The organism is Pseudomonadota bacterium (assembly GCA_010028905.1).
Lineage (GTDB): Bacteria > Vulcanimicrobiota > Xenobia > RGZZ01 > RGZZ01 > RGZZ01.
This window is the reverse complement of sequence record RGZZ01000551.1, coordinates 1-3059: the sequence shown is the minus strand read 5'-3', so window position 1 is coordinate 3059 and position 3059 is coordinate 1. Positions and strand designations below refer to the sequence as shown.

General features: G+C 67.1%; 3 protein-coding genes. All 3 read right to left on the bottom strand.

Annotated features, from left to right (window positions below; all coding sequences use genetic code 11):
- Positions 1–727: ABC transporter permease (locus EB084_22685; GenBank protein ID NDD31072.1), on the bottom strand; the 727-nt coding region annotated here is incomplete at its 3' end.
- Entirely contained in the window at positions 724–2688 is a 1965-nt protein-coding gene (locus tag EB084_22680; GenBank protein NDD31071.1) for an ABC transporter ATP-binding protein, read from the bottom strand. The genes EB084_22680 and EB084_22685, both read right to left, overlap by 4 nt.
- Positions 2654–3059 (bottom strand): HlyD family secretion protein (locus tag EB084_22675; GenBank protein ID NDD31070.1); only part of this gene is annotated, 406 nt, incomplete at its 5' end. The genes EB084_22675 and EB084_22680, both read right to left, overlap by 35 nt.

Here is a 3059-nt window from a genome sequence, read left to right as displayed (position 1 = left end):
CGCCGATGAGGATCCCGGCGCCGCCGTACGCGATGAGCACGAAGGCCACAACCTTCCCCGCCACGTAATCGAATGCCGACACCCCCGACACGTAGACCTGCAGAATGGTGTTGCGCTCGCGCTCGCGCGAGGTTGCGAGCGCCGCGATCAGGGGCGGCAGGAGCGAGAGCGTCACCACCAGCGCGCCCGGGCCGATGAACGACGCGTCCTGACGTCCTGGGTTGTACCAGAGACGAACGTCAGCGGTGACCACGCCTTGCGGCCGGGCGTGCGCCCGATCGGCCGCAAAGCTCGCGGTGATGGCGCTGAGCTTGCCCCTCAGGATGTTTGCGGTGTTGGCGTCGGTGGCGTCGACGAGCACCTCGATGTCGGTGGGCGTGCCACGTGCCAGATCGCGGGAGAAGTGCTCGGGGATGATGACGGCCCCCCGCGCCGTGTTCTCCTCGAGCGCCCGGACCGGCGCGCGCTCGACCGGCCAGGGCACCACGCGAAACGTGAGCGAGCTGCGATATGCCTCGATGAGGCTGCGTGACGCGGGAGAGTCATCGAGATCCTGGACGATGATCGGAATGTCGCGCACTGACAGGGAGATGGCATTGCCGAGCACGGTGAGCAGGATGACCGGCAGCACCATGGCAAGCACGAGCGCGGTGCGATCGCGCACGATCTGGGTGAGCTCCTTGCGCACCTGTGCCCCGATGCGACGCGTGTCAGCAAATCCCCTCACGCGTCCTCCACCCGCCTTCCATCGAGATTCGATCGCTCGACGATGGCAATGAAGACGTCCTCGAGGGAGAGAGACTCCCGCGAAGCGCACAAGACCGATATCCCGGCGCGCTCGAGCTGTTCCGAGACCCGCCGGATGAGCAGATCTGGCGATTCATCGTCAATCACGTGCAGGCGATCGCCGAAGAGCGAGACCCGCCAGCGCTCGCGGTCTGCGCGAAGCACCTCGCAGGCGCGCTGGGGGACATCGGTCACGAGGCTCACGAGATGACCGGGCTGGGCCGCTTTGAGCGCTGACGGCGTGCCCTGGGCGACGAGCGCGCCGGCCACCATCATGCCCAGGCGGTTGCACTGCTCGGCCTCTTCGAGATAGTGGGTCGTGACGAGAATCGCCGTGCCCCGGTCGGCCAGCTGGTTGATGATTCGCCAGAAATGGCGTCGCGCGACCGGATCGACGCCCGACGTGGGCTCGTCGAGGAAGAGCACCGCCGGCTCGTGCATGATGGCGGCACCAAAAGCCACCCGCTGCTTCCATCCGCCGGGCAGGCTGCCCGTCATCAGGCCCTCTCGTCCTGTGAGTCCGCTGAACTCGAGCACCCACCCCGCCTTCATCCGCGCGCTCGCCGCGTCGAGACCGTAGACCCCCCCGAAGAACTCGAGGTTCTCCGCAATGGTGAGGTCGTCGTAGAGCGAGAAGCGCTGCGACATGTAGCCCACCCGCTGACGCACCGCGCTGTCGCGAACCGCCGCGTCGCGGGCGCCGGCCAGGCCCACGTGGCCAGAGGTGGGGTCGAGGAGGCCGCACAGCATCTTGATCACCGTGGTCTTGCCCGCACCGTTTGCGCCGAGAAGACCATAGATCTCACCCGGCCGCACCTCGAGGTCGACCCCTCTCACCGCCTCGAACGCCCCGAACTGCTTGCTCAGGCACTCCGCCCATATCGCGCCCCCCGAGACCCCGGGCAAAGCCGGGAACGAAGACGCTGCAGGGGGCGGGCTGTCGACGGCATCGACCGTCGCTTCGGCAAGCCCGCGCAATGTTGCGACGAACACGTTCTCGAGGGTGGGCTCGGAGACCAGAACCTCGGTGGAAGCGCCCAGAGCCTGTTTCACCGCTGCTTCACCGTCTGCGGCGTCACCCACCATGACATCGAGTCGATCGCCGAATCGCTGCACATCTTCGAGACTGTCGATGCCCCCCAGCACATGTTCGGCCCGGCGCAGATCAGCGGTTCGCACCTCGAGGCGCCGCAGCCCCATCGACGCACGCAGCCCGCGAGGCGTTCCGCACTCCCGGATGCGCCCTTCGTGCATGAACGCCACCCTGCCGCAGCGTTCGGCCTCATCGAGATACGGGGTCGCAACAACCACGGTGACACCGCTGTCGGAGAGGTGGGTCAGGGTGTCCCAGAACTCTCTGCGAGACACAGGGTCGACGCCGGTGGTGGGCTCGTCGAGAAGCAGCAGGCGCGGTTCGGCCACCAGCGCGCACGCGAGGGCCAGCTTCTGCTTCATCCCACCGGAAAGGCGGCCAGCCAGGCGCATCCGGAAGCGGTCCATGTCGAACAGCGAGAGATACCGACGCCCGCGCAGCTCGATGTCGGTGTCGCCGAGACCACGCATGCGCCCGATGTAGACCAGGTTCTCCCACACACTCAGATCGAGGTAGAGGCTGAACGCCTGCGTAAGGTAGCCCACCTCGTGACGCGACTGCCGGGGAGACCTCCCGAGCACCTCGACGTCCCCGCCAGAGGCATCCATGATGCCGCTCAGCACATGGAAGGTAGAGGTCTTGCCCGCACCGTCCGGTCCGATGAGCCCGAAGATCTCACCGGCGAAAACGTCGAGATCGATGCCGCGCACCGCCTGCACGTCGCCATAGGCCCGGGTGAGACCGCGAACCTGTATCACGCGCATGGCAGGGCCGTCATCGCCAGGGCTCGCGGGAAGGCCAGGCCCCATCGGTCAAGACCTCCCCGTCTGCTGGCATCCCGGGCTTGGCCCCACCGCCGTCATCGAGGATGCGCAGCTTGACGCCCATGACCTGCTTGACGCGCTCGTTCCGGAAATACGTGTTCTCCGGCGTGAACGAGAGCTTGGGATCGATGCGCATGACGGAGGCCTCGAGAGGCTTGCGCGGATCGGAGTCGAGGAAGACCCGCGCCGCCTGCCCCACCTTCACACGCCCGATGTCACCCTCTGGGATGAACGCCCGCAGATAGAGGGCGTTCATGTCGAGCATCGTGACCAGCGCCGTTCCCACCGCCACCACCTCGCCAGGCTCGGCGGCGCGGGTCGCGATCTGACCGTCAAAGGGGGCCCTCACCTCGAGC